Annotated in this window: 24 protein-coding genes and 1 pseudogene; 6 read left to right on the top strand and 19 right to left on the bottom strand. The window is 67.9% G+C overall.

The features are described 5' to 3' along the window. From sdhD to GDI_RS06655, 4 genes are all read left to right on the top strand, one after another. Nucleotides 1–423 (top strand): succinate dehydrogenase, hydrophobic membrane anchor protein, encoded by a 423-nt coding sequence (gene sdhD / locus GDI_RS06670; RefSeq protein ID WP_012224670.1) that lies wholly within the window; start codon nt 1–3, stop codon nt 421–423. A 120-nt stretch (nt 424–543) separates the two neighbouring features. Next, nucleotides 544–2,355: a succinate dehydrogenase flavoprotein subunit gene (gene sdhA, locus GDI_RS06665; RefSeq protein ID WP_012224668.1), complete on the top strand. Its 1,812-nt coding sequence runs from the start codon at nt 544–546 to the stop codon at nt 2,353–2,355. 27 nt (nt 2,356–2,382) lie between these two features. Then, nucleotides 2,383–3,165, top strand: a complete 783-nt coding sequence (locus GDI_RS06660; protein ID WP_012224665.1) for a succinate dehydrogenase iron-sulfur subunit — start codon at nt 2,383–2,385, stop codon at nt 3,163–3,165. Nucleotides 3,166–3,286: 121 nt separating this feature from the next. Further along, nucleotides 3,287–3,949 (top strand): protein-tyrosine phosphatase family protein, encoded by a 663-nt coding sequence (locus tag GDI_RS06655; RefSeq protein ID WP_012554136.1) that lies wholly within the window; start codon nt 3,287–3,289, stop codon nt 3,947–3,949. Nucleotides 3,950–3,997: 48 nt separating this feature from the next. On the opposite strand, the gene GDI_RS06650 is transcribed toward GDI_RS06655, so the two are convergent. The 5 genes from GDI_RS06650 to GDI_RS06630 all read right to left on the bottom strand — a co-directional run bounded on the left by GDI_RS06650 (nt 3,998) and on the right by GDI_RS06630 (nt 8,115). Continuing rightward, complete coding sequence (locus tag GDI_RS06650; protein WP_012224661.1) at nt 3,998–4,522, bottom strand: helix-turn-helix domain-containing protein; 525 nt, start codon at nt 4,520–4,522, stop codon at nt 3,998–4,000. A 176-nt stretch (nt 4,523–4,698) separates the two neighbouring features. Continuing rightward, nucleotides 4,699–6,276 carry an apolipoprotein N-acyltransferase gene (gene lnt, locus GDI_RS06645; protein WP_012224659.1) on the bottom strand — a complete coding sequence of 526 codons (1,578 nt, stop codon included), beginning with the start codon at nt 6,274–6,276 and terminating at the stop codon, nt 4,699–4,701. 4 nt (nt 6,277–6,280) lie between these two features. Then, nucleotides 6,281–7,126: a GNAT family N-acetyltransferase gene (locus GDI_RS06640; RefSeq protein WP_012224657.1), complete on the bottom strand. Its 846-nt coding sequence runs from the start codon at nt 7,124–7,126 to the stop codon at nt 6,281–6,283. After that, complete coding sequence (locus GDI_RS06635) at nt 7,123–7,620, bottom strand: Fur family transcriptional regulator (protein ID WP_012224654.1); 498 nt, start codon at nt 7,618–7,620, stop codon at nt 7,123–7,125. The genes GDI_RS06640 and GDI_RS06635 overlap by 4 nt, the downstream gene beginning before the upstream one ends. Before the next feature lie 90 nt (nt 7,621–7,710). Continuing rightward, complete coding sequence (locus tag GDI_RS06630; RefSeq protein WP_012224652.1) at nt 7,711–8,115, bottom strand: MucR family transcriptional regulator; 405 nt, start codon at nt 8,113–8,115, stop codon at nt 7,711–7,713. 89 nt (nt 8,116–8,204) lie between these two features. Between GDI_RS06630 and GDI_RS06625 the strand changes: the two genes are divergently transcribed. Then, nucleotides 8,205–8,447: a sulfurtransferase TusA family protein gene (locus tag GDI_RS06625; protein WP_012224650.1), complete on the top strand. Its 243-nt coding sequence runs from the start codon at nt 8,205–8,207 to the stop codon at nt 8,445–8,447. 2 nt (nt 8,448–8,449) lie between these two features. On the opposite strand, the gene GDI_RS06620 is transcribed toward GDI_RS06625, so the two are convergent. Genes GDI_RS06620 through GDI_RS06605 form a run of 4 tightly spaced genes read right to left on the bottom strand, consistent with a single transcriptional unit; the run spans nt 8,450 to nt 10,822 of the window. Then, a complete protein-coding gene (locus GDI_RS06620; protein WP_012224648.1) occupies nt 8,450–8,950 on the bottom strand; it encodes a GNAT family N-acetyltransferase in 501 nt (166 codons plus the stop codon). After that, nucleotides 8,947–9,645 carry a tRNA (adenosine(37)-N6)-threonylcarbamoyltransferase complex dimerization subunit type 1 TsaB gene (tsaB, locus tag GDI_RS06615; RefSeq protein ID WP_012224646.1) on the bottom strand — a complete coding sequence of 233 codons (699 nt, stop codon included), beginning with the start codon at nt 9,643–9,645 and terminating at the stop codon, nt 8,947–8,949. The genes GDI_RS06620 and tsaB overlap by 4 nt, the downstream gene beginning before the upstream one ends. A gap of 16 nt (nt 9,646–9,661) precedes the next feature. Then, a complete protein-coding gene (locus GDI_RS06610) occupies nt 9,662–10,246 on the bottom strand; it encodes a malonic semialdehyde reductase (protein ID WP_012224644.1) in 585 nt (194 codons plus the stop codon). Between the two features lie 12 nt (nt 10,247–10,258). Further along, the gene (locus GDI_RS06605; protein WP_012224642.1) at nt 10,259–10,822 is read right to left on the bottom strand and encodes a NifU family protein; all 564 of its coding nucleotides are present in this window, start codon (nt 10,820–10,822) and stop codon (nt 10,259–10,261) included. A 288-nt stretch (nt 10,823–11,110) separates the two neighbouring features. Here GDI_RS06605 and GDI_RS06600 point away from each other — a divergent pair, with 288 nt between their 5' ends. After that, a complete protein-coding gene (locus GDI_RS06600; protein ID WP_012554133.1) occupies nt 11,111–12,142 on the top strand; it encodes a YncE family protein in 1,032 nt (343 codons plus the stop codon). Here GDI_RS06600 and GDI_RS06595 read toward each other — a convergent pair. From GDI_RS06595 to GDI_RS06550, 10 genes and pseudogenes are all read right to left on the bottom strand, one after another. Then, on the bottom strand, nt 12,100–13,491 hold the full coding sequence (locus GDI_RS06595; RefSeq protein ID WP_012224636.1) for an ATP-binding protein: 1,392 nt from the start codon (nt 13,489–13,491) through the stop codon (nt 12,100–12,102). The two genes, GDI_RS06600 and GDI_RS06595, sit on opposite strands and share 43 nt — an antisense overlap. A gap of 4 nt (nt 13,492–13,495) precedes the next feature. Next, nucleotides 13,496–14,266 (bottom strand): response regulator, encoded by a 771-nt coding sequence (locus GDI_RS06590; protein WP_041249723.1) that lies wholly within the window; start codon nt 14,264–14,266, stop codon nt 13,496–13,498. 139 nt (nt 14,267–14,405) lie between these two features. Continuing rightward, nucleotides 14,406–15,589, bottom strand: a pseudogene (locus tag GDI_RS06585) (hypothetical protein). 67 nt (nt 15,590–15,656) lie between these two features. Then, the gene (locus GDI_RS06580; RefSeq protein WP_012224632.1) at nt 15,657–16,091 is read right to left on the bottom strand and encodes an ExbD/TolR family protein; all 435 of its coding nucleotides are present in this window, start codon (nt 16,089–16,091) and stop codon (nt 15,657–15,659) included. 94 nt (nt 16,092–16,185) lie between these two features. Continuing rightward, nucleotides 16,186–16,611 carry an ExbD/TolR family protein gene (locus GDI_RS06575; protein ID WP_012224631.1) on the bottom strand — a complete coding sequence of 142 codons (426 nt, stop codon included), beginning with the start codon at nt 16,609–16,611 and terminating at the stop codon, nt 16,186–16,188. A gap of 2 nt (nt 16,612–16,613) precedes the next feature. After that, complete coding sequence (locus GDI_RS06570) at nt 16,614–17,681, bottom strand: MotA/TolQ/ExbB proton channel family protein (RefSeq protein ID WP_012224630.1); 1,068 nt, start codon at nt 17,679–17,681, stop codon at nt 16,614–16,616. A 91-nt stretch (nt 17,682–17,772) separates the two neighbouring features. Next, nucleotides 17,773–18,432, bottom strand: a complete 660-nt coding sequence (locus GDI_RS06565; protein ID WP_012224629.1) for an energy transducer TonB — start codon at nt 18,430–18,432, stop codon at nt 17,773–17,775. Between the two features lie 597 nt (nt 18,433–19,029). Continuing rightward, nucleotides 19,030–20,161, bottom strand: a protein-coding gene (prfB, locus tag GDI_RS06560) for a peptide chain release factor 2 (protein WP_144879993.1) whose coding sequence is annotated in 2 segments (ribosomal slippage) — nt 19,030–20,091 and nt 20,093–20,161 — 1,131 coding nt in all. Because the reading frame shifts where the segments join, the coding sequence is not laid out codon by codon here. Between the two features lie 51 nt (nt 20,162–20,212). After that, a complete protein-coding gene (locus GDI_RS06555; protein WP_012554131.1) occupies nt 20,213–22,927 on the bottom strand; it encodes a penicillin-binding protein 1A in 2,715 nt (904 codons plus the stop codon). A gap of 106 nt (nt 22,928–23,033) precedes the next feature. Then, nucleotides 23,034–23,921 carry an aldo/keto reductase gene (locus GDI_RS06550; RefSeq protein WP_041249326.1) on the bottom strand — a complete coding sequence of 296 codons (888 nt, stop codon included), beginning with the start codon at nt 23,919–23,921 and terminating at the stop codon, nt 23,034–23,036. Nucleotides 23,922–23,939: the final 18 nt, after the last annotated feature.

Here is a 23,939-nt window from a genome sequence, read left to right as displayed (position 1 = left end):
ATGAACGCGTCCCATACGCCGCGCATGGATGTCATGCGCTCGCAATTGTCCCGGGCACGGGGACTGGGCTCGGCCAAGACCGGGGTGGACCATTGGTGGATGGAGCGGATGTCCGCCGTCGCCCTGGTGCCGCTGTCGGGCTGGTTCGTGCTGCAGGTCCTGCGCCTGGCGGGCTCCAGCCAGGAAGATGTCGTGGAATGGGGCGGCAAGCCCGTCAATTCCTCGATGCTGCTGGCCCTGATGGTCCTGACCTTCTACCACATGCAGCTGGGCCTGCAGGTCATCATCGATGACTATGTGCATGGCAAGGCGCATCTGCCGGTCAGCCTGCTGATGAAGGGCGCCGCCTTCCTGATCGGGCTGTTCGCCGTGATCGCCGTCCTGAAGCTGGCACTGGCCCCGTCGCGCAAGGCAATCGCCTGACATGGCGGATCGGGCCCGCGCGGTCCGTGAGTACAGAGACAGCGATACAGAGACAGTTCCGGCCCGGCGGCGACACAAGCCGTCCCGCGGGCCGGACGAGCATCGGGACACGTCCAAGAAATGAACGCGATCACTCTCCCTTCATCAAATGCCTATCGGATCGTCGATCACGCCTATGACGTGGTCGTCGTCGGCGCCGGCGGATCGGGTCTGCGCGCCACGCTGGGCATGGGCGCCGCCGGCCTGAAGACCGCCTGCGTCACCAAGGTCTTCCCCACCCGCAGCCATACCGTCGCCGCCCAGGGCGGCATCGGCGCGTCCCTGGGCAACATGGCCGAGGACAACTGGCGCTGGCACATGTACGACACCGTCAAGGGGTCGGACTGGCTGGGCGACCAGGACGCCATCGAATACATGTGCCGCGAGGCGGTTCCCGCCGTGCAGGAACTGGAACATCTGGGTGTTCCGTTCTCGCGCACCGAGGAAGGCAAGATCTACCAGCGCCCCTTCGGCGGCCACATGCGCAATTACGGCGAGGCCCCGGTGCCCCGCGCCTGCGCCGCCGCCGACCGCACCGGCCATGCCATCCTGCACACGCTGTACCAGCAGTGCCTGAAGCATAACGTCGAATTCTTCGTCGAATATTTTGCCCTGGACCTGATCATGGACGACCAGGGCGCCTGCCGCGGCGTGATCGCGTGGTGCCTGGAAGACGGTTCGATCCACCGCTTCCGCGCCCAGACGGTGGTGCTGGCGACCGGCGGCTACGGCCGTGCCTACCAGTCCTGCACGTCGGCCCACACCTGCACGGGTGACGGCGGCGGCATGGCGATGCGCGCGGGCGTGCCGACCCAGGACATGGAATTCGTCCAGTTCCACCCGACCGGCATCTATCCGGCCGGCTGCCTGCTGACCGAAGGCTGCCGTGGCGAGGGCGGATACCTGACCAATTCCGAGGGCGAGCGCTTCATGGAGCGCTACGCGCCGACCGCCAAGGACCTGGCGTCGCGCGACGTGGTGTCGCGCTCGATGACCATCGAGATCAACGAGGGTCGCGGCTGCGGCCCGAAAAAGGACTACATGCTGCTGCACCTGGAGCATCTGGGTGCGGACCTGCTGCATGAGCGCCTGCCGGGCATTTCCGAGACCGCGCGCATCTTCGCCGGCATCGACGTGACCAAGGAGCCGGTGCCCGTCCTGCCGACCGTGCATTACAACATGGGCGGCATTCCCACGAACTATCATGGCGAGGTCATCCGCCCGACGGCCGACAATGTGGACGCTGTCGTGCCCGGCCTGATGGCGGTGGGCGAGGCCGCGTGCGTGTCGGTGCATGGCGCCAACCGCCTGGGCACCAATTCGCTGCTGGACCTGGTGGTGTTCGGCCGCGCGGCCGCCAAGCGCGCCGCCGAGCTGATCAAGCCCATGGAGACCATCGCCCCGCTGCCCCCCAAGGCGGGCGAGGCCGCGCTGGACCGCCTGGACCGTCTGCGTTCGGCCAAGGGCGGCACCCACGTGTCGGTCATGCGCGACACGCTGCAGCGCACGATGCAGAAGCATGCCGCCGTCTTCCGCAACACCAAGAGCCTGGCGGAAGGCGTCGAGAAGATAAAGGACATATGGACGGGCGTGCCCGACCTGTCGATTTCCGATCGCTCGCTGATCTGGAACACCGACCTGATGGAAGCGCTGGAATTCGAGAACCTGCTGGCCAACGCCACCGTTACCATGGCGGGCGCCGAGGCCCGGCACGAAAGCCGCGGCGCGCAGGCGCACGACGACTACCCCGAGCGTGACGACAAGAACTGGATGAAGCACACCGTCGCCCATCTGGACGACAAGGGTGGCGTGGAACTGTCCTACCGCCCGGTGCACATGAAGACGCTGACCGACGAGGTCCAGGTCTTCCCCCCCAAAAAGCGCGTCTACTAAGCGAAGCGGCGGAAAAGGGACGAGACGATGGTCGAATTCAGCCTGCCAAAGAACAGCCAGATCGGGAAAGGCCGTATTTTCACGGCCGCACCCGGCGCCAAGAACGTCAAGCCGTTCCGGGTCTATCGCTGGAACCCGGACGACGGTGCCAACCCCGTCGTCGACACCTACGAGATCGATCTGGATACGATCGGCCCGATGGTGCTGGACGCGCTGATCCACATCAAGAACAACGTCGATCCGACGCTGACCTTCCGCCGGTCCTGCCGCGAGGGGATCTGCGGGTCGTGCGCCATGAACATCGACGGCGAAAACACGCTTGCGTGCCTGAAGCCGATCAAGGACGTGCATGACGCGGTGTCGATCTATCCGCTGCCGCACATGCCGGTCGTCAAGGACCTGGTGCCCGACCTGAACGGCGCCTATGCCCAGCTTCGCTCGATCGAGCCCTGGCTGAAATCCGATACGGCGCCCCCGCCGGATTCGGAGCGCCGCCAGAGCATCGAGGAACGTGCGGAACTGGACGGGATGTGGGAATGCATCCTGTGCTTCTGCTGCACCACGTCCTGCCCGTCCTACTGGTGGAACGGCGACCGGTACCTGGGCCCGGCCACCCTGCTGGCGGCCTATCGCTGGATCGCCGACAGCCGTGACGAACATGCGGGCGAGCGGCTGGATGCGCTGGAAGATCCGCTGAAGCTGTATGCCTGCCGCACGATCATGAACTGCACCCAGACCTGCCCCAAGGGCCTGAACCCGGCGAAGGCCATCGCCCGGATCAAGGAACTGCAGCTGGAACGCAAGATCTGATCCCGCGCCGCCGGGCAAGCCGGCGGATGCGACCGACTGAAATGATTGACGGACAGGGCGCCGGATGGGACACATCCGACGCCCTTTCTTTTTGCCCCCTTGCGCCAGGAAGCAGCCAGCCTTGTTCGACGGAACCCTAGCCGCGCCGGGCAGCCGACGCCGGGCCTGGATCGACAGCCTGTTCGTCGATCACGCGGTCTTTCGCCTGCCCTGGACCAATTTCGCCGCCGTGATCCCGGGCAAGGTCTATCGCTGCAACCACCCCACGCCCCGCCGCCTGGCGGCCGCCACGCGTCGCTACGGCCTGCGCACGCTGGTCAACCTGCGTGGCCATCGCCGATGCGGGTCGGACGCCCTGTCGCGCGAGGCCGCGTCGCGCATCGGCCTGACCCACCTGGACATGGCGTTCGAAAGCCGGGGCGCGCCCCATCGCGACCGCATCCTGCGCTTCGCGGCGATGTACGCCACGCTGGACTTCCCCATGCTGATGCACTGCAAATCCGGCGCCGACCGCGCGGGACTGGCATCGGGCCTGGTGATCCTGTTCGAAGGAGGCACCGCCGAGCAGGCGCTGCGCCAACTTTCCTGGCGGTTCGGTCATTTCAACCGATCGCGCACCGGTATCCTGGATGCGTTCTTCCTGCGCTACCGGCACGAAGCCGAGGGCCGCCTGCCGTTCCTGGACTGGGTGCGCGATGAATATGACGAGGCCCGCCTGCGCCGGGACTTCGTGGCCGGACGGCTGGCCTCATTCATCAACGACCAGGTGCTGCGGCGCGAGTAACCGGCGCCGGACGCCTGCGCTGCTTCTGTCCTCAGAAACGGAAGACGGTCATTCCGGCGGCGCCATCATGCGGATCAGGTCCAGCACCCGGCGCCGCATGGCGGGATCTTCGATCCGGTAATAGATACGGACAAGCTCGATCATCTCGCGCCGGGAAAACAGCGCGATCTCGCTCGCCGGGGCCGCGCCCTCGGGCGCGCCGCCGAAGGCTTCCTGGGCCTGGGCGAAGCCCGGAATCGCGTTCGTCGCCTTCGACCCGGCCTGGCCGCTGTCCAGCCCGTCGAAGAAGAAGCTGACCGGCACGTCCAGCACTTCCGACAGTTCGTACAGCCGAGACGCGCTGACGCGATTGGTGCCGCGTTCATATTTCTGGACCTGCTGGAAGGTCAGCCCCAGGGCGTCACCCAGACGCTCCTGGGACAGACCCATCAGGGTCCGGCGCAGCCGGATACGGCCACCGACATGGACGTCCACGGGGCTGGGACCCGAAACTGGCTTGTCAGTCAAACCGTCTTTCCGCCCCTTGAAATCACGATTATCCGAAGAATGCTGCATTAATGAATAGTTTACCATTATACGGGTGGCCTGCTAACTGGGAATTTGGGAATTAAATTCCGGTAATGCAATCAGGAATGCGATGCGGTCGCATTTTCCCTGTGATCGGCACGGACAACATGGCCAGCGCGGCGGAAAAGACCGCCGAGGGCCACAAACAGACAAATCGGACAAGACGAAAACCGACCGTGGCATCAAGCCCGGCGAAATATCCGCACGGATATGTGAAGCCACAAAGTGGGCATGATTAAGGCCAGCGCCAACACAATGGGTATCCAGCGGCCGAAACGGCCGAAGGGCGTCATGGGCAGAGACCCCGTCACGGGAACGACCAGCACCCCCTGGCGGTTCCATCCCAGCCGCCCCAGTTCGCTCCCGTGGGCGTCGAACACGGCGGATATTCCGGTGTTCGCGGCCCGGGCCACCGGCAGCCCTTCCTCGACCGCGCGCATGCGCACGGCGGCCAGGTGCTGGCGCGGGCCGGCGGTGTCGCCGTACCAGCCATCGTTGGTGACGTTGACCAGCCAGTCCGGCCGGTCCGTTTCCTGGGCAACCTGGCCCGCGAAGATGACCTCGTAACAAATCAGGGGACCGGCCGCCGGCATGCCGGGCACGTGCCAGGTCCGCACGCCCGGCCCCGCCGCCATCCCGTCGCCCGGCACCACGTGGAACGGCAGGAACCGGGGCTGGTATTCGCCGAACGGCACCAGATGCGCCTTGTCATAGAGTGCGGCCACCCGTCCGTCCGGCTCGGCCACCGCCATCACGCTGTTGCGCCAATGGCCGTCTTCATCCCTGCGGATGCTGCCGATCACGCCCGCAGCCGCCCCGGCGCCGGCCCGGGCGATCATCTGCCGCGCCAGGTCGTCTTCCTGCAACAGTCCGGGAAACGCCGTTTCGGGCCAGACGAACACGGCCGGATGGTCGGCCGACCAGGCCGGATTCGCCATCGCCTGGGCCACGCCGGACCGGGTCAGCGCCAGGTAGCGGCGAAAGATCGCCGCGTCGTCCTGGGCGGCGATCTTCTGCGTCTCGGGCACGTTGCCCTGCACCAGCACGACGACCGGATTATGCCCGGCCGGAACGGGACGGGCGGCCAGCCGCGCCCAGCCTGCCGCGCCCCAGACCGCCAGCCCGGCCAGCGCCATCACGATGCCCCGCCGCCCCGCCAGCGGCAGCAGCGCCAGCAGCACCGTACACAGGGTCAGCCCGTCCACCCCGATCCAGGATGCGGGCTGGATCATCGCGTCACCCACCCGGCCATCCAGTTCCCACGTGCTGCCCAGGGGATTCCACGGAAAGCCGCTGAAGATGAAGACCCGCGCCATGTCGAACAGGGTCCACAACCCGGCGAACGCCAGCCAGCGCGGCCAGCCCGCCCGCGCCAGGCGGCACAGCGCGGCGGGCGCCGCCGCCATCGGGGCCAGGATCAGCGCGCAGCCGGGGGCGGCCAGCGGCACCAGCCACCAGAACGTGTCGGCACGGACCAGGATCGCATCGGTCAGCCAGTACAGCCCCGCCGTGTGCAGACCCAGCCCGAACATGAAGCCCCGGCGCCCCGCGCCCCGCCATGACGCGGCGCGGTCGATCGCCCGCATCAGCAGGCCGAAACATACCACCAGGATCGGGAACAGATCGACGGGCGGGAAGGCCAGCGCGCCCAGCGCACCGACCAGCAGCATCAGCAGGTCCGCCCGCCAGCCGTGGGCGCCGGACACGCGGTCCGCCGTCGCGCGCCAGGACCAGGCCGGACTTGCCGGCCCGGCAGCCATGGCCCTAGTCGAGAGCGTCACGCAGCCGTCGTTCGTAATGACGGTAATATTTGTCGGCCAGCAGCTCGCTCTTGACGATGATCGCGACGTCGGTCGTGTTGAACTGGTCGTCCACCACCGCGCCGTCGCCGACATAACCGCCCAGCCGCAGGTACCCCTTGATCAGGGGGGGCAGGCGGGCGAGGCACCGCCGGTGGTCCAGCGCGTGCGGGTCGGCACGCAGCATCTCGACCCGGCGATGCGGCAGGGCGCGCAGCCGCAGCGCCGGCGGCGCCAGATGGTTGTGATAGAGGTAGGTCAGCTCGTCGCTCAGCGGCAGGGGGTCGACACCCGGCAGGCTGGCGCAGCCGAACAACACGTCGATCCGGTGCAGGAAGATATAGGACGCGATGCCCCGCCACAGCAGCTGCATCGCGGCCCGGCCGCGATAGCGCGGATCGACGCAGGATCGCCCGACCTCCAGCAGCCGTCCGGGAAAGTCGGTCAGCGGCGACAGGTCGTACTCGCCCGAACTGTAGAACCGCCCCAGCTTCCGCGCGTTATCCCCCTGCATCAGCCGATAGGTCCCGACCACGCCCTTGGCGCCCGAGGAAATCGCGTGATCGATCACCAGCAGATGGTCCGCGACCTCGTCGAATTCATCGACATCACGACGGGTGCGCAGGGTGCGCTCGTCCGGCCTGGCCCCCATTTCCTCGTAGAAGACGCGATAGCGCAGGGCCTGGGCGGCATCACGCTCGGCGTCGTTGGCCGCGATGCGCACCCCCAGGTTGCCCCCCCGCAATTCGGGAAAGCCGTCACGGTCGAGTTCCAGGGTCGACAGGGATTGAGTCGGTTTCTCGATGCTCACCGCCGTGATTCATCCTTGCTTGCCGCGGCGCGCTGCGCGGCCGCCCCATCTGACGCGACCGGCGTCGCCGGCTTCCTGCGCGCGAACAGTTCCATGCGATGGGATACGAGCTCGAATCCCAGCCGGTCGGCTATCCGCCGCATCAGGGCAGTGTGTTCGGCGTCCTCGAATTCGACGACCTTGCCGGTGTCGACATCGATCAGGTGATAATGGTCGCCGTCCTCGGTCGCCTCGTAGCGCGCGCGGCCGCCACCGAAATCACGCCGCTCGAGAATGCCCTTCTCTTCCAGCAGGCGCACGGTGCGGTACACGGTCGCGACCGAAATCCGCGAATCCAGGGCGGCGGCGCGGCGGTAGAGTTCCTCCACGTCGGGATGGTCCTCGGCCTCGGACAGGACGCGCGCGATCACCCGCCGCTGGCCCGTCATCTTCAGGCCGCGCTCGATACACATGCGCCCGATGCGCGATTCCATAGCCTCGCCTGCCGCTACCATGTCGACGGCCCAACCCGAACATCAGACGTGTGGTCCAACGAAGCGTCGCCTCCCCTTGATCGGGCCGTGCCGCCGCGCGGCACGCCACATTCATTCCTCGCGCTTCGTTCCGAGGCCGATTTTCCGCGCGAGGGACGACCGATGGCTGGCATAATTCGGCGCCACCATCGGGTAGTCGTGCGGCAGGCCCCAGCGCTCCCGATATTCATCCGGGGTCAGGTTATAGGCCGTTTTCAGATGGCGCTTCAACATTTTCAGCTTCTTGCCGTCTTCCAGGCAGACAATATAATCCGGGAAGATCGATTTCTTGGGCGATACCGCGGGGACCGGACGCTCCGGTTCGGCCACGACGCGGCCCAGCCCGTCCAGCGTGACATAGATCTTCTGGATCAGCTCCGGCAGTGCCGCCGTCTCCACGCTGTTGCCGGAGACATAGGCCGCCGTGATCTGCGCCGTCAGATCCCTCAGATCACCCTTACCCGTTTCGTTGGCCATACCTAAATCCCGCCAGTCAAATAAACCGGGTCTCTATATAGTTGAACGAGACAGAGCCGCAACCACGTCCCGATGGAAGAAAACGTCCAATGATCGATACCGAAACCGCCCGGCTCGACATCACCGGCGAGACCTGTCCCATGACGTTCGTCCGCACGCGCCTTGCTCTTGACCGGCTGCCGGGGGGCGGACAATTACGGGTAAGGCTGCGCGGCACGGTGCCGCTGGACAATGTCAGCCGCAGCGTGCGCCAGTTGGGCCATGCCATCACCGAGCAGACGGATGAAGGCGACGGGGTCCACGAAATCCTGATCGTCAAGGCACCGGCCTGACGTCACGAAGCCGTGGGCATCGCATCGTCCAGCGCGCGCGCCAGCACGAAGGCGTCCGCCCCGTCGGCATAATAGGCCCGGCGGCGGCCGATCTCGGCGAACCCCGCCGCCCCGTACAGGGCCCGGGCCGCCTGGTTGCGGTCGGATACTTCCAGCACCAGGCGCCGCGCGCCCCGGGTCACGGCCTGCGCGCCCAGCCAGTCCAGCAGCGCCCGGCCCAGCCCCTGGCGCCGCGCCGCGCCCGATACCGCCAGGGTCAGGATCTCGGCCTCGTCCGCCGCCACACGCCCCATGACGAACCCCTGCGGCACGGAGGCACAGTCCGTCCGGCCCAGCCCGACGATGACGCCCGGCAGGCCCAGCAGCGTGTCCATCGCCGGCCGGTCCCAGCGGTCCCCGGGCGGAAAGGCATCGTGATGCAGCGCGGCCAGCAGGCCCCCCACATACGGCCCCGCCGCGTGGATCACCGGCCCGGATGACGGATTCGAGGGTGAAGGATTCAAGATGGGGCCGGCCGCAGGCCGGCGGCCGGCAGCTTCGCCTCCGGCGGATCGACATAGAGCGGCAGGACATCGCGCGCCGGCCGGCCGGCGGCACGGCGCGCCAGCGCGGCCCCGGCGATCATCACCCCGTCCGGCGCCGTCCAGCGCGACAGGGCGATATCCGTCCGCGCGCCGCCCAGGGCCGCCCGGGTTTCCGCCGCGGCATTGCCCGCCAGCAGCAGCGGCCCCGGCGGCAGGACAAACCCGTCCAGGGCCTGAGCCCGCACCGTCCCGTCCCCGTTGCCACCGGGCTGTTCGACGAAGATGCGCCCGCGCCGCGCGACCGACAGGCACAGCACGGTGGCCCCCGCCCCGGCCTCATCCTGCAGCGCGGAGGCGAGGGCCTCGCCCGCGGTCACCCCCAGCAGGTCGCAGCCCGCGCCCAGCGCCAGCCCCTGCGCCAGGGCCAGCGACGCCCGCAGGCCGGTGAACGATCCGGGTCCGACGACCGCCGCGATCAGGTCCAGGTTCCGGGGCCGCCAGCCGCATTCCGCCAGCAGGGCGGCACAGCGCGCCGGCATTGCCTCCGCCCCGCCCCGCGCGGGCAGGTCAAGCATCCGCACCGGGCGCAGCACGCCGTCCACGCGCTCCACGCAGCCCAGCAGGGCGGCGGCGTCCGCCCCCGCCGGGGCGCCGTTCAGGACCAGGATCCGCATCGCGTCCGCCGTGGGGTCAGAGCAGCAGGCAGGCATCGTCGAAGGACAGGCGCGGCGCGCGCGGCTGCTCCGGCTGTCCGTCGGCATAGCCCAGGCTGACCAGGAAATTGGCGCGCCAGCCCTGTCCGGCCAGGAACGAATCCTCGACCGCGTAGGCGTCGAAGCCCGAGATCGGCAGCACGTCCAGCCCCAGCGCCCGCGCCGCCAGGATCAGGTAGCCGCCCTGCAGCGTGCCGTTGCGCAAGGCGGTCTCGTCCGCCAGGCCGACATCGGCGGCGAACCAGGCCCGCAGCCCGGGTTCGGGATTGAGAGTCCCGAACCGGTCAAAGAACAGCGGATCATGCGCGACGATCACCGTCACCGGCGCGGACAGCACCTTGTCCACATTGCCTTCGGACAGGGCGGCACGCAGCCGTTCGCGATTGTCCGCCGTGCGCAGGAAAACGAAGCGCGCGGGCGAGCAGTTGCCCGAGGTCGGGCCCAGCCGCACAAGGTCGTACAGGCGATGCAGCAGTTCGTCCGGCACCGGCTCGTCGCGCCAGCGCCCGGGCGTGCGTGCCGTACGGAACAGCAGGTCCAGCCCGGCCTCGTCAAGAACCATGTCGTTTTCCTGTTATGCGTCCACCTGCTCGACCGAAACCACTTCCGGCACGTAATGCCGCAGCATGTTCTCGACACCATGCTTCAGCGTCGCGCGCGAGGACGGACAGCCCGAGCACGCGCCCTGCATCGTCAACCGCACGACCCCGTCGCGATAGCCGCGAAACACGATATCCCCCCCGTCGCCGGCCACGGCCGGCCGCACCCGCGTGTCCAGCAATTCCTTGATCTGGCGGACGATCTCCTCGTCCTCCGGGGCGATCAGTTCTTCCTCGACCGCCGCGTCGTCCTCGATCGCCGGCATGCCGGAGACGAAGAAATCGACCAGCACGGACAGAAGCTGCGGCTTCAGCACCGACCAGTCGGTGGCCTCGTCCTTGGTCACCGCCACGAAATCACCACCCAGGAAGACGCGCGCGACGCCCGGTTGGCCGAACAGGGCGTCGGCCAGCTTCGACCGGCCCGCCACCGCATCGGGGCTGACGAAATCCGCCGTGGCGCGACCGGGCACGATGGTACGGCCCGGAAGGAACTTCAGGGTCGCGGGATTAGGGGTATCTTCGGTTTCGATGAACATCGGGGGGCCTTTGTTCCAGGGGAGCAGCAGAAAGCGGACTCGACCAGTCCGATTACAATCCAGATGAGCCAGGATGGCCGCCGAAACAAGCCCCCGGATGGTCGGGCATGGGACATGGATGACGGAAACGCAATGCGTCCTTGCGCAAGGTCATGGCGAAAGGCGGCCGGAGCGTGTGAAATGGATTGACACGTCATGGGTGCTCTGGCCTTGCATGGGCGCAGGCCCGCCCAGAGGATGCGATCCGTGACGGGCGCTCCATCTTCGATTCCGAGGCACCGACCCAAGATGTTTTTCGTCCCGTTCCGCCACACGCCCCGCATGTCCCGCCGCGCCGGCTGGCTGGCGGCGGCCTGTGCGTCGATGATCGTCTTCTCCGCCGGGGCTGCCCGGGCCGAACGGCTGGCCTTCGTGCTGAATTCCGCCGACGCCACGATCAGCGAATTCGACATCGACACCCATCAGGAAGTGCGCCGGGTCCCGGTCCTGCGCGAACCGCACCACACGGCGCCCACGCCGGACGGCAAATACCTGCTGGTGGGCGATACCTCGGGCAACATGCTGTTCTTCCTGGACGCTGTGACGGGCGCGCGGGTGAAGGAGATCACGCTCTCCGACCCCTACCAGATGCAGTTCAGCCCGGACGGAAAATTCTTCACCATCGCCGGCCTGGCCCGCAACCAGATCGATATCTACGATGCGTCGGATTTCCACCTGCTGCATCGCCTGCATGCCGATGCGATGCCCAGCCACATGAATTACGCGCCCGATTCGTCGGTCGTCTATGTCAGCCTGCAGGACACCGGCAAGCTGATGGCGATCGAGACCGCGACGGGCAACGTGCTGTGGACCACCGATGTCGGGTCCACGCCGGCGGGCGTGCTGTGGCACAACGGCAAGATCCTGGTCGGGGTCATGGGCACCGACTATGTCGCGGTGGTGAACCCGGCCGACGGTCATATCGACCGCAGGATCGAGATGGCGCCCGGGCCGCATAACCTGTTCATCTCGCCCGATCACAAGAACCTGTATGTGACCTGCCGTGCATCGGGGATCATCGAACGGCTGGACTGGGACACGATGAACGTGGTGCAGTCCTATCACGTGGCCGGCGGGCCGGACGACATTGTCTTCGCCCCGGACGGCAAGATGTGGGCCACGCTGCGCTGGCGCCAGCATGTCGCGATCATCGACCCCAACAGCGGCGAGATCGTGGACACCATCCGCACCGGCCGCTCGCCGCACGGGATCTGGCTGAACACCAACGAACCCGCACTTCACCTGTCGATGGCCGACCTGCCGGCGCCGCCCACGCCGTGACCGGTGCGGGGCAACAGGATTTCCGCCCGCAATCCTCCGCCGGTCCGGTTGGACAGCACGAACTGCCCGCCTTCGCGCGCCACCTCGCGGTTGACGATGGCCAGCCCCAGCCCCAGCCCGCCGGTGGCGCGCGAGCGTGAGCCCTCGACCCGGTAGAACGGGGTCAGCACCCGCGTCAGTTCGGCCTCGGGCAGGCCCGGCCCGTCATCGTCGATGCGGATCCGCAACTGCCTGGGTTCCACCGACAGCCTGATCCGCGCCCGGCGGCCGTAATTGACGGCATTGTCGATCAGGTTGCCGAAGACCCGCTTCATCGCCAGCGGCCGCACCCGGGCCTGCCATTGCGGCGGCCCATCATAGCTGACGTCCCGCCCCTGGTCGGCGGCGTCGTCGGCCAGCGTCATCAGGATCGAGGCCAGGTCGACCGGACGGGCGGATTCGGGATCGTTCTCGCCGGACAGATAGGCCAGGACCCCGCCGACCATCGCCTCCATCTCGGCCACGTCGCTCTCGATCGCGCCCTGCACCTCCGGGTCGTCCAGAAAGCCGGCCCGCAGGCGCAGGCGCGCCAGCGGCGTGCGCAGGTCGTGCGACACGGCGGCCAGGGCCTCGGTCCGGTCCGCGATCAACCGCCGGATGCGGTCCTGCATGGCGTTGATCGCCCGCGCCAGGTAGCGCACTTCCCGGGGGCCCTTTTCCTCGACCGGAATCCATTGGCCCGATCCCACGCCGTCCGCCACATCCGCCAGCGCCCGCAGCGGCATGCTGAGCGTATGGACCAGCATCGCCGCCGCCATCAGCACCGCCCCGGCCAGCACCGCGGCCGAGGCGACGCCCCGGGTCGTGTGGTGCGGCTGCAGGATATCGGGGGCGACGAAGCCGATCCGGCTGCCGTCGGGCAGGCGCAGGATGCCGCGAATATCGGCCGTCCCGATCTTGGTCGGCGCCAGGTTCAGCGCCGGGCCGCGCAGAAAATCATGGTTCGCCGCCAGCCGGCCGTGCAGGTCGCGCAGGGCCGGCGGTTCCGCACGCGGCGGCGCGACGGGTTCCGGCGCACTCCAGTCCAGCGTCAGGTCGCCGGTCGACAGCATGGTGGCCAGGATGGGCCGCTGCGACACAGGCGTGGCCAGCAGCACCCGCGCGTCGATCGTCAGCCGTTCGCCGATCTGGTCCAGTTGGGCGTCGTCGACGGTATAGGTCTCGGCTTCCTCGTAGAAGACGGAACTGCCGATGAACACCAGGGCGACGGCGGCCAGCAGCACGACCGTGACCCGCCCCACCAGCCCGCGCGGCCAGAGCGTGATCCGCCGGACACCGGGCGGCGCGTTCTGGGAAGCAGGGCCCGCCATGGGTTCAGGTTCGGTCCACCGGCGCGGTGAAGATGTAACCCAGGCCCCGCACGGTGCGGATCAGGGTTTCCGATTCATTGCCCAGCTTGCGGCGCAGGCGGCTGACCAGCACGTCGACGCTGCGGTCCGACACGTCGCCCAGGCGCGTGCGCGACAGTTCCAGCAGCCGGTCGCGGCCGATCACCCGCTGCGGATTGTCCAGGAAGCTGGCCAGCAGGTCGTGCTCCGCCCCGGAAATCTCGACGATGGTGCCGGACGGATCGGTCAGTTCCCGCCGGCGCAGGTCCAGCGTCCAGCCCGCGAATTTCAGGGTTTCCCGCCGGGGCGCCCCCGCAAGCCCATTGGGCGCGCCGCCCGTCCCGCGCCGCAGCACGGCACGGACCCGGGCCAGCAGTTCCTTCTGGCCGAAGGGTTTGGCGACGTAATCGTCGGCGCCCAGTTCCAGGCCGACGACCCGGTCCAGTTCCTCACCCCGGGCCGATACCATGATGACGGGAATCTGGGGGTCGGGTACGACACCGTCGACCGGCACCCCACCCCGCCGCAGCGACCGGCACAGATCCAGCCCGTTGGTGCCGGGCAGCATCACGTCCAGCACGATCAGATCGGCCGGCGAGGTCGCCAGCGCCGACCACATTTCACGCCCATCCTGCACGCCGCGCACGCGGTAGCCATCGCCCTGCAGCACCCTGACCAGCAGGGTGCGCATGCCGGGATCATCTTCCACAACGAGGATACGGGCAGGCAGGTCGCCGTCGGAAGCGGTCTGGGACATCGTCACGGTTGTATTCATCATCCTGAAGAGAATGGGACAGGAAGAATATCATAACAACAGCAGGGCCGGGCGGAGTATTCCGCCCGGCCCTGCCGATCCGCGTCGTGGGTCTGCCGTCCGGAGCCCTGACGGCGCCCTGTCAGTGATGAGCCGCCGCAGCGGGGGTCAGTTTCAGGATCCACAATTGCGCGATGTCGCGCGCGCCATTGTCGCCGTCCACGGTCTTCAACGTCGCGATCCCGTCGGCGGTACGGCCGGCCGCCACCTGGGCCAGGCCCAGATGCAGCTTGCCGATGTTCGGTCCAGCGGGCCCTTCGCCAGCCCCTGGCGCATCACCGCCAGTCCCTTGTCCACCTGGCCGAAGGTCACATAGTTGTAGCCTGCGGTCAGCAGGGCGTTCCCGGTCGGGGCGTTGACGGCGGCGGCTTCGTCCGCCGCGATCGTAGCCTTCTTGTCCGCAACCGCCTTCACGACCATGGCCTTCAGCCGGGCTTCGCGCGCGGCGCCCGCGTCCTTGCCCAGGGCGCCGCTGGCATAGCCGGCATTCATCAGGTCCAGCGCCAGTTGCGGCAACCCGGCCTGCATGGCCAGTTCGGTCATGTCCATGTAGTCGGCCGGCGCGGTCAGCACGCCCGCCGCCTGACGGATGCGATAGATGTCGAGTTGCAGCCCCGGCGGAACCTTGGGGTTGACCATCAGCCCATGCAGGATCAGCGCCCAGTATTCCGGCTTGGGATAATAGGACGCCAGCGTGACATAAGTGCGGTTCAGGCCCGACAGGTCCTTGAGCTGCGTCTGACAGGCCGCCAGAAGCTGAAGCTGGGATTCGGTCGGGACCTTGCCGCCCTTCACTTCCGCGTCGATCTGCGCCTGCTGCACCCGGGCGGCGTTCGCATAGTCCCGCTGCAGGTAGTAGGACTGGATCAGCAGCGTTTCCATCGCCGGATTGCTGCCCGCCGCGTGCAGGTACCGCTCGATCCCTGTCACCGCGCGCGGATAGTCCTTGGCGGTGTAGGCCATCGTGGCCTCGGCCATCATCATCTGCAGCTTGGCATCCTTGGGGGTGCGGCTGGAGGCGATCAGCTTGTCATAGGCGGCGGTGGCGGCCGCCACGTCACCCGACTGCGCCGCGACGGCGGCGCGCATCTGCGCGATGGTGTATTCTTCGTAGTCGGTCTTGCCCGGCACCGCCTCGGCGGTGTCGACGGCGCTCATCGCCGCGGCATATTTGTGCGCGGCCAGGGCGGTCTGCGCCTGCTGCAGCGGCTTGCCGACCTTCATGCTCAATGTATCCGCGGCCTGGGCAGACCCGGCGACGGACATCGAAAAGGGAAGTGCAACGATCGCACCGGCGAGAAGGCCGGCGCGGAACAGACTCGATGACATCAGCTCACTGTCCTTCCATGAACTGATCCTGACCTACGATACCCAGCTTGGTCATGCCAAGCCTCTGGGCATCCGCGAGGACATGCGCCACCGTCTTGTAATCGGCCAGGCGATTCGGGTGGATGTGCATTTCCGGCTGGTCGGGCTGCGCCGCCGCCGCGACGAAATGCGCCTGCAACGAGCCCTCGTCGGTGATCGGCTCGCCATTCCACGAAATGCTGTTATCGAAATCGATGGCAACGGTCACGACCTTCGGCACCTCGGTCGAGGGCGGCGGATTGCCCTGCGGCAGGTCCAGCGCGACCGAATGGGTCTGCAGCGGAATGGTGATGATCAGCATGATCAGCAGCACCAGCATGACGTCGATCAGCGGCGTCGTGTTGATATCGACGATGCCTTCGTCTTCGGTGGTGCTTTCAGCGCCGACATTCATGCCCATGGCGGTGTACTCTCTAAATACGCGGGCCAGTGCCCGGATGTGAATCCCCCGGTGTCCCCGGTTCCGGCAGGCCGGAACCGGGTCACGCCGTCCGTCAGTCCGAGTGCGGCTGCTCGGTAATGAAATCCACGTGGTAGATCCCGGCCTCCTGGCAGGTCGCGATCGCCCGTCCCACGGATTCGTACCGCGCCTTGGCGTCGCCGCGGATCTGGATCTGCGGCTGCGGCTTGATGACGGCCACCTTTTCCAGCCTGTCCAGAAGGTCGGCGCGGCTTTTGACCGCGACTTCGTTCCAGTAGATCTGGCCGTTTTCCGTCACCGCCAGGACCACGTTTCCGGGCCTGGTCTGGGTGGGCTGGTTGGCGTCCTTGGGCAGGGTCACCTTGATGGTATGCGTTGCGACCGGGATGGTGATCAGGAAGATGATCAGCAGCACCAGCATGACGTCGACAAGCGGAGTGGTGTTGATGGCGGACACCACCTCGTCTTCATCGCCGCCGCCTCCGACTTGCATCGCCATGTTCAGGCAACCCGGTTGGAGGTCGTCGTGGTGGTCGGCGAGTCATCGGGGCGCACCACGATGTCCGGCGTCACGCCGTGACGGAAGCCACCCAGCAGGATCGACTGCAGGTCGGCGGCGAAGTTGCGGACCTTGTCCATCGCGCCCTTGTTGCGGCGAACCAGCAGGTTGTAGCCCAGCACGGCCGGAACGGCGGTGCCCAGACCGATGGCGGTCATGATCAGCGATTCACCGACCGGGCCGGCAACCTTGTCGATCGACGCCTGGCCGGCGATGCCGATGGCGGTCAGGGCGTGATAGATACCCCAGACGGTGCCGAACAGACCGACGAACGGCGAGGTGGAACCGACGGTGCCCAGGAAGGCCAGGCCGCCCTGCAGGCGCGACTGGATGGTATCGACCGCGCGCTGGATGGACATGGACGTCCAGCTATGCAGGTCGATCGATTCCTGCATCGTGCCCTCATGATGCTCGGCCGCGACGATGCCGGTATCGGCGATGTAGCGGAACGGCGAGGTCGGCTTCAGCGCCGCGGCGCCTTCCTGGATCGAGGACTTCGTCCAGAACACGCTCGAAGCCTCCTTGGCGGCCGAGAACATGCGGGCCTGTTCGAAGAACTTCGTGACCATGATGTACCACGTGCCCAGCGACATGGCGACCATGATCAGCAGAACGCCGCGCGCGATGATGTCGCCGTTCCGCCACAGGGCATCGAGGCCGTACGGGTTGCCGGCGGGCTTGGCCGCGGCGGCGTCTTCGGCCGGCGGGGTCACCGCGGGCGCGGCCGGCGCGGACGCGTCCGGAGCGGGGGTCGCGGCCGGAGCCGAGGCATCCGGGGCGGGAGCGCCGGCGGCCGGGGCAGCCGGAGCCGAAGCGTCGGGCGCGGCCGGAGCGGCGGCAGCCGGCGCACCCGGAGCGGGGGCGGCGGGAGCGGACGCGTCAGGAGCAGGAGCGGCGGCCGGAGCGGCGGACTGTGCATCCTGCGCGACCGCAATGACGGGCGACGAGACGCTCAGAACGGCCGCCAGGGCCGACGCGGCAACGACAGGAACACGGTGCAGTCTGGTCATGTACTCCAAATCCTTTGTGGTAGATGGCCCGTTTTCCGGAACCCCGGAGCCGTCGGGTTCACCCGGCCGGCTCCGGCAACTTCGGTAACCTTCAGTCGTTGCTGAGCCTGAAGGTAATCGTATACGGATGGTGGAATTCCTTGATGGGAACACCATTCTTGACCGCAGGCTGATACCTGGCGCGGCGGACGTAATCCAGCGCGGCCTGGGCGAATTCCTGCCCGCCCTGCACGCTGGTGACGGCACAGTTGGTCGTCTCGCCGGTCGCTTCCACGTCGCACAGCACGGTCACGCGTCCCTCGCGATTTTCCTCGAGCGCCTCCTCGGGATATTCGAGCTTGACGTTGTTCACCGGGCGCGCGCCCGCCAGATGATCCGGAACCGGCGGACCGACCGGCGCGTTTGGCGCGGGCGGCGCCACGCTGGCCGCGGGCGGCATCGGCTTGGGCGGCGGCGTGTGCGTCACCTGGCGGATCACCTGCTGCGGCGGCGGCTGGATCTGGATCTTCGGCGGCGGAATGTACGGCGGCGGCGGCTGCGTCATCACCGGCGGCGGCGGCGGCGGCGGGGGCGGCGGCGGCGGCTTGGGCTCGGTGATAATCTTGGTCTGGATGGGCGGGTGCAACTCCTGGACGATCTTCGCCCCGAGGCCGTTCATCAACGCCCAGATCAGAACCACGTGCAGGAGAACAACGACAGTAATCCCGACGATATGCTTCATCGGACTGCGTTGTTGTTCCGCGTAGTTCATGTCGAAACCTCCTTAACCTCTCGTCCGCGCCGGTTTCGGCACTCAAACCCACGACAAATCAGCACCACTGAGGCAGCTTCGGCTCCCGTCCCGGAAGACCGGGACCATGCATCGCGGCGCGGACCGCTGAGGCATTCAGGACACACGAAAACAGCATCGGAGACCCAACGATCCCCTGCGTTCCGACCTGGCCGGACAGCCATCGAAATGCCGCCAAGCCATTGAATTGGGCTATTGCCCCCCCCTCATGTCAAGCAAGATATTTACTCAATCCGAAACGAGCATTTTGTCATCACTGGCCTAAAAATTGGCCATATTAACCGCCTGTCATAAATGGCCAAAAACCGGCGATTTTTAAGCACGGGCCATCAATTCTGCCATTTTTCGCGCCGTGCCGCCTGTCTGTGCAGGGGCGATACGAAAACGGTGCCGGCCCGACCCACGGGCACCGGGAGCGCAATCTCGTGTAACGTGCGCGGCACCGTCCGGTTCGAATCCGCCCGGGATGCGCGTGCGGACGTGCCATAAAAAAGGCGGGGATGGCTCCGCCATCCCCGCCCCGATCCGGCGCGACCTCGCGGCATTGCTGCGGCACCGTTACTGGGCGGAAGCGCTCGCCTCCGACCGGGTGGCGCCCACCCGGGCGGCCAGGGCCGCGGCCATGAAGTCGTCCAGGTCGCCGTCCAGCACGGCGTCGGGATTGCCGCGCTCGACACTCGTACGCAGGTCCTTGACCAGCTGATAGGGCGCCAGGACGTAGGAACGGATCTGGTGTCCCCAGCCGATATCGGTCTTCGCCGCCTCGGTCTGCGCCGCCGCGGCCTCGCGCCGCTGCAGTTCCTGCTCGTACATCCGCGCCTTCAGCATCGTCATCGCCGTGGCGCGGTTGCGATGCTGCGAACGGTCGGTCTGGCAGGCGACGATGATCCCGGTGGGGATATGAGTGATGCGGATGGCCGATTCCGTCTTGTTGACGTGCTGGCCGCCGGCACCCGAGGCACGGAACGTATCGACCTTCAGGTCGGCTTCGTTGATCTCGATCTCGATCGAATCATCCACCACCGGATAGACCCAGACCGAGGCGAACGAGGTCTGTCGCCGCGCCGCCGCGTCGAAGGGCGAAATGCGCACCAGGCGATGCACTCCGGCCTCGGTCTTCAGCCAGCCATAGGCGTTGGGGCCGGTGACCTGGATCGTCGCCGATTTCAGCCCCGCCTGCTCGCCTTCCGAACTTTCCATCAGCGCGACCTTGTAACCGTGCTGCTCGGCCCAGCGGGTGTACATGCGCAGCAGCATTTCGGCCCAGTCCTGGGCTTCGGTCCCGCCGGCGCCGGCATTGACTTCCAGATAGCAGTCGTTGCTGTCGGCCTCGCCGGACAGCAGGCTTTCGGTCTCGCGGCGCTTGGCCTCCTCGGCCAGGGCGCGCAGCATCTGCACCGCGTCCTTCAGGACAGCGTCATCGCCCTCCATTTCGGCCAGTTCGACCAGGTCCAGCGTGTCGCGGACGTCGGCTTCCAGGCGCTGCACGCCCTCGACCTGCCCGGCCAGCAGGGTGCGCTCGCGCATCAGTTTCTGGGCGGTGTCGGGATCGTTCCACAGATCCGGATCCTCCGCCCGGTTGTTCAGTTCCGCGAGACGGCCAAGTGCGACATCCCAGTCAAAGATGCCTCCTCAGCAGCGCCACCGACTGCTTGATCTGTTCGTTGAGGGAATCGGTCTCGGCAGACATGAAACAGGTCTCCGTCAGGAAAAGGGGGCCCGCCGCAGCGGGCGCACGGCGTCAATACAGGCCGCCCATGCCGATGTCACCCCCGCCGGCAGGCGCCGCGGGGGGTCCGGACGGCCCCGCCTGCGGCGCGGGACCGGTGCCGGAACCCACGCCGGGCGCGCCGCCTTCGGGCGTGCCGACCGAGGGAGAGGCCGCCATGTCGCTTTCGGAGTCGGGCATGGTCTCGGCCCCGGTATCGGCGGCGGTCAGCGCGCCCGTCGCATTGGCGAACAGGTCGGAACTGATACCCGGCACCTGGTCCGGCTTGAACGCGTCCACCGCCATGCCCATGCCGGTGTCGTAGCGTGCCAGCGTGATCCCCTCGGGCACCGGGAAATCCAGCTTCGGCCGGTCGGCCAGCACCGCCTTCATCACCCGGTTCCATATCGGTCCGGCGATGGCGGCACCCGTTTCGGCCTTGCCCAGGGTCGCCGGCGTATCGAAGCCGACCCACACGACCGTCACGATTTCAGGCGAGAAGCCCGCGAACCAGGCATCGTTGAAGTTCTGGCTGGTGCCGGTCTTGCCCACGATGGGACGGTCGATGCCCGCCCCCGCCTGCACGCCGGTGCCGCGCAGGATCACATCGCGCATCATCGTGGTGATCTGGAACGCGCTGGCGGGCGAGACGACCTGCGGCCGGGTATCGATGATCGCGGGCCCGTCGGCCGGCACGGTGGGAAGCGCCGGAAGGGAGGCGGAAGCGGTGGGCGCCTGGGCAGGCGGGGCGGCGGGCGCGGCCTGCAGATCCATGCCCGTGGGCCGCCACAGCACGTGGCCGTCGCGATCCTGCACGTCGTCGATCAGGCTGGGCGTGACCAGACGGCCGCCGGAGGCTATGGTGGCATAGGCCCCGGCCTCGCGCAGCACGGTGGTTTCCACCGCGCCCAGGGCGGCGGGCAGGACATGCGGCATGGCATCGACCAGATGCAGGTTGGCGGCCATGGCCGCCACCGACTTCATGCCGATATGGGCCGCCAGGCGGATCGTCACCAGGTTGCGCGATTCCCGCAGCGCGTCATGCAGCGTGGTGGGGCCCCAGAAATCCTTTTCGTAATTGTTCGGGTGCCAGGTTCCGTAGGACACCGGCGAATCGTCGAATTTCTGCGACGGCGAAATCCCCTGTTCCATCGCCGTCAGGTAGACGAACGGCTTGAAGGACGATCCGGGCTGGCGGAACGCCTGGGTCGCGCGGTTGAACTGCGACTGGGCGAACGACCAGCCGCCGACCATGGCCAGCACGCGGCCGGTGCGCACGTCCATCGTGACCAGCGCACCTTCGACGCGGGGGATCTGCCGCAGCGCGGCGCCGCCGCCCGTGGCCTGGGGTTCGATCATGACCAGGTCGCCCGCGCGCGGCAGGCGCCAGCGCCGCATCCACGCCATGTCACGCGCCAGCAGCCGTCCGGTGTGCGGCACGCCGTGCGAGGCCGGCCCTTCCAGCCATCCGACCTCGCCCGTCGTGGGGGACAGGACCACGCCCAGGCGCCAGGATTCCAGCATGCCGGCGGGCTTCGCCACCGCCGCCAGCGCGGGCTGCCATGCGTCGGGCACGCTCGCGGCGGCCGTAACGCCGTCCAGATGGCCGACCGGCCCGCGCCAGCCGCCATGGTCGTGGTCATAGGCCATCAGCCCGTCACGCACCGCGCCGGTCGCGATCTGCTGCAGATGGGGGTCGAGGCTGGTATGGACCAGCAGGCCGCCCTGCATGGTGGTGTCCAGCCCGTAGCGTTCGATCAGCGCGCGCCGCACGTCCTCGGCGAACCATTCGGACCCGGGGACCGGGCCGGGGCGGACGAAGGCCTGCGGCACCAGCGGCTCGGCCTGCGCCATGCGGGCCTCGTCCTCGGTGATGGCGCCCAGTTCGGCCATGCGCTGCAGCACCCAGTCGCGCCGCCCGCGCGCCGCCTCGGGAAAGCGATAGGGGTTGTAGTTGGTCGGCGATTTGGGCAGCGCGCCGAGGAACGCGGCCTCGGCATTGTCCAGCTGGTCCAGCGGCTTGTTGAAATAGGTCTGCGCGGCGGCGGCGACGCCATAGGCACCCGCGCCCAGATAGATCTCGTTCAGGTAGATTTCGAGGATCCTGTCCTTCGGCAGGGTCTGCTCGATCCGGATTGCCAGCAGGGCCTCCTTGGCCTTGCGTTGCAGCGACACGGCGTTGGTGCCCAGCAGCATGATGCGCGCCACCTGCTGGGTGATCGTCGAGGCGCCCAGCGGCCGATGGCCCTTCTGCATGGTCAGGTCGGTCAGGCCCGCGCGGATGATCGCGAACGGATCGACGCCGCCATGGGTATAGAATTTCTGGTCCTCGGCCGCGATGATGGCGTTCTTCACCCGGTCGGGAATGGCGCTGTAGGGCACGAAGACGCGCCGTTCCGCCGCCAGTTCGGCCATCACGCGGTCGTCGCCGGAATAAAGCCGGCTCATGACCGGGGGCTGGTAGGTCCGCAGGCCGTCCACCGTCGGCAGGTCGGACACCAGTTGTTCGTATTTCGTCCATGCGACCAGGCCGCCGGCGGCCGTCGCCAGTATCAGCAGCGCCATCCCGCCCCCGGCGATGCGACGCACCAGGCGAAAGCGCGGCCGGCGCGGGCCGCCCCCCGGACCGGTCAGGCCGAAGCCGCCGGTACGGCCCGGGGGCGCCCCGCCGTCCGACGGGCCGTTCCCGCCCACGCGCGAGGTGACGAGCATCCGGCCGTCGCGGTCCGATCCGTTAGGAAAAATCATCCGGGGTCCAACAGGCGAGGTCCAAGGGAGCAATGTCCAGCACAAGAGGGTCCATCACGATAGGCGGTGTCCTAGCATTGTCGCGCGCCCGCGTCTCGTCCCGCGCTCAGGAACCCGACAGCCGGTGCCATTCCTCGCGCCCTTCCCTGTCCAGTTGCGCGAACGTGGCGTCGTCCAGCACCAGCCCGGCGGCGGCGGTGTTTTCATCCACATGGTCGGGGCTGCCGGTGCCGGGGATCGGCAGCATGACCGGAGCGCGGCGCAGCAGCCAGGCCAGCGCCACCTGCCCCGGCGTGGCTTGCAGGTCGGCCGCCGTCCGGGCCAGCGCGGTATGGCCCTGCGTCAGCCCGCCCGCCGCCAGCGGCGCCCAGGGAATGAAGCCGATCCCGTGCGCGATGCAGTATTCCAGCACGTCCTCGGACGCGCGGTTCACCAGGTTGTAGCGGTTCTGCACCGTGGCGACCGGGAAGAAGCGCGCCGCGCGTTCGATCATGTCCACCGAGACCTCGGACAGGCCGACATGGCGGATCAGCCCTTCCTGGCGCATCGCGGCGATCACCTCGAACTGCGCCTCGGGCGGGCAGTCGGGCCCCACGCGATGCAACTGCCACAGGTCGATCCGCGCCACGCCCAGGCGGCGCATGCTCATCAGCACACACTGGCGCAGGTAATTGGGGTTGCCGACCGGGCGCCAGATATCGGGACCATGCCGCGTGTGGCCGCCCTTGGTCGCGATCGTCAGCCCATCATAGGGATGCAGCGCGGCGCGGATCAGGTCCTCGCTGACACAAGAGCCGTAGCTGTCGGCGGTGTCGATCAGCGTGACGCCGCACGCCGCCGCGCGCCGCAGGGTGGCCAGGGAACGATCGCGGTCCGGCGGGTCGCCCCAGATGCCGCGCCCGGTGATGCGCATGGCGCCGAAACCCATCCGGGCGACCGGGATGTCACCGCCGATGGAGAAGAGTCCCGCCTGGCGGGCGTCTGGGTGGGACATTCGGGCCTCCTGCATGAA

Source organism: Gluconacetobacter diazotrophicus PA1 5, from assembly GCF_000067045.1.
In the GTDB taxonomy this organism is placed as follows: Bacteria; Pseudomonadota; Alphaproteobacteria; order Acetobacterales; family Acetobacteraceae; genus Gluconacetobacter; species Gluconacetobacter diazotrophicus.
The sequence above is the reverse complement of the archived record's forward strand: the minus strand, read 5'-3'. Positions and strand labels throughout refer to the sequence as shown.

Bases quoted from the DNA above. Each gene is read 5' to 3' on its own strand.
- GDI_RS06570 (WP_012224630.1), bottom strand. From the start codon at position 17,681: ATGACCAGACTGCACCGTGTTCCTGTCGTTGCCGCGTCGGCCCTGGCG.
- GDI_RS06600 (WP_012554133.1), top strand. From the start codon at position 11,111: ATGTTTTTCGTCCCGTTCCGCCACACGCCCCGCATGTCCCGCCGCGCC.
- GDI_RS06630 (WP_012224652.1), bottom strand. From the start codon at position 8,115: ATGGCCAACGAAACGGGTAAGGGTGATCTGAGGGATCTGACGGCGCAG.
- GDI_RS06580 (WP_012224632.1), bottom strand. From the start codon at position 16,091: ATGGGCATGAATGTCGGCGCTGAAAGCACCACCGAAGACGAAGGCATC.
- GDI_RS06605 (WP_012224642.1), bottom strand. From the start codon at position 10,822: ATGTTCATCGAAACCGAAGATACCCCTAATCCCGCGACCCTGAAGTTC.
- GDI_RS06595 (WP_012224636.1), bottom strand. From the start codon at position 13,491: ATGGCGGGCCCTGCTTCCCAGAACGCGCCGCCCGGTGTCCGGCGGATC.
- GDI_RS06565 (WP_012224629.1), bottom strand. From the start codon at position 18,432: ATGAACTACGCGGAACAACAACGCAGTCCGATGAAGCATATCGTCGGG.
- GDI_RS06625 (WP_012224650.1), top strand. From the start codon at position 8,205: ATGATCGATACCGAAACCGCCCGGCTCGACATCACCGGCGAGACCTGT.
- sdhD (WP_012224670.1), top strand. From the start codon at position 1: ATGAACGCGTCCCATACGCCGCGCATGGATGTCATGCGCTCGCAATTG.
- tsaB (WP_012224646.1), bottom strand. From the start codon at position 9,645: ATGCGGATCCTGGTCCTGAACGGCGCCCCGGCGGGGGCGGACGCCGCC.
- GDI_RS06650 (WP_012224661.1), bottom strand. From the start codon at position 4,522: ATGGTAAACTATTCATTAATGCAGCATTCTTCGGATAATCGTGATTTC.
- lnt (WP_012224659.1), bottom strand. From the start codon at position 6,276: ATGGCTGCCGGGCCGGCAAGTCCGGCCTGGTCCTGGCGCGCGACGGCG.
- GDI_RS06660 (WP_012224665.1), top strand. From the start codon at position 2,383: ATGGTCGAATTCAGCCTGCCAAAGAACAGCCAGATCGGGAAAGGCCGT.
- GDI_RS06635 (WP_012224654.1), bottom strand. From the start codon at position 7,620: ATGGTAGCGGCAGGCGAGGCTATGGAATCGCGCATCGGGCGCATGTGT.
- GDI_RS06590 (WP_041249723.1), bottom strand. From the start codon at position 14,266: ATGTCCCAGACCGCTTCCGACGGCGACCTGCCTGCCCGTATCCTCGTT.
- GDI_RS06610 (WP_012224644.1), bottom strand. From the start codon at position 10,246: ATGGTTCTTGACGAGGCCGGGCTGGACCTGCTGTTCCGTACGGCACGC.
- GDI_RS06550 (WP_041249326.1), bottom strand. From the start codon at position 23,921: ATGTCCCACCCAGACGCCCGCCAGGCGGGACTCTTCTCCATCGGCGGT.
- sdhA (WP_012224668.1), top strand. From the start codon at position 544: ATGAACGCGATCACTCTCCCTTCATCAAATGCCTATCGGATCGTCGAT.
- GDI_RS06555 (WP_012554131.1), bottom strand. From the start codon at position 22,927: ATGATTTTTCCTAACGGATCGGACCGCGACGGCCGGATGCTCGTCACC.
- GDI_RS06575 (WP_012224631.1), bottom strand. From the start codon at position 16,611: ATGGCGATGCAAGTCGGAGGCGGCGGCGATGAAGACGAGGTGGTGTCC.